This is a genomic window from Arthrobacter sp. N199823 (assembly GCF_002929705.1).
GTDB lineage: Bacteria > Actinomycetota > Actinomycetes > Actinomycetales > Micrococcaceae > Specibacter.
In genome coordinates this window covers 1-508 of the sequence record NZ_PJIN01000081.1, presented here as the reverse complement: position 1 = coordinate 508, position 508 = coordinate 1, and the positions used below count along the sequence as shown (strand labels likewise).

Annotated in this window: 1 pseudogene; it reads left to right on the top strand. The window is 65.9% G+C overall.

Annotated features, from left to right (window positions below):
• A pseudogene (locus tag CXQ93_RS20325) lies at positions 1 to 508 on the top strand (ABC transporter substrate-binding protein); the annotation flags it as partial.

The following is a 508-nucleotide window of genomic DNA, read 5'->3' as shown; positions in this document are numbered from 1 at the left end:
AAGCTGCTCGACGCCGCCGGCTGGAAGGTCGGAGCGGACGGCATCCGGGCGAAGGGCGGCGTGAAACTGGAGGTCACCGTCACGAGCTCCAACAACTCCGTGGTGATCAAGCCCGCCTTCGAACTCATCGAGCAGCAGTGGCGCGAGATCGGGGTCAAGCTCAACAACCGCGCCGGTGACAACACCTTCCTCGCCACGGCCATGCCCGATCCGAACGTGGAGTTCTTCGGAACCCGCCAGTTCATCTACGGGGGCCTCGGCCCGATCTTCGAGCCCGCCAACAACACCATGACGCACACCAGCGATCCGGAGCTCAATGCGATCTTCGCCGCTGAGCGCGCTGCCGCTCCGGGTCCGGAGCGGGACGCCCTGCTGGCCGAGGAACAGCAGGCACTGGTCCTGGACAAGGCCTACTCGCTCGTGCTGTGGGACGAGGTCCAGGTATACGGTGCGCACAGCGGAACGCACGTCGAGTTCACCTCCGGCACGGCACCTGTGTTCCAGGGCG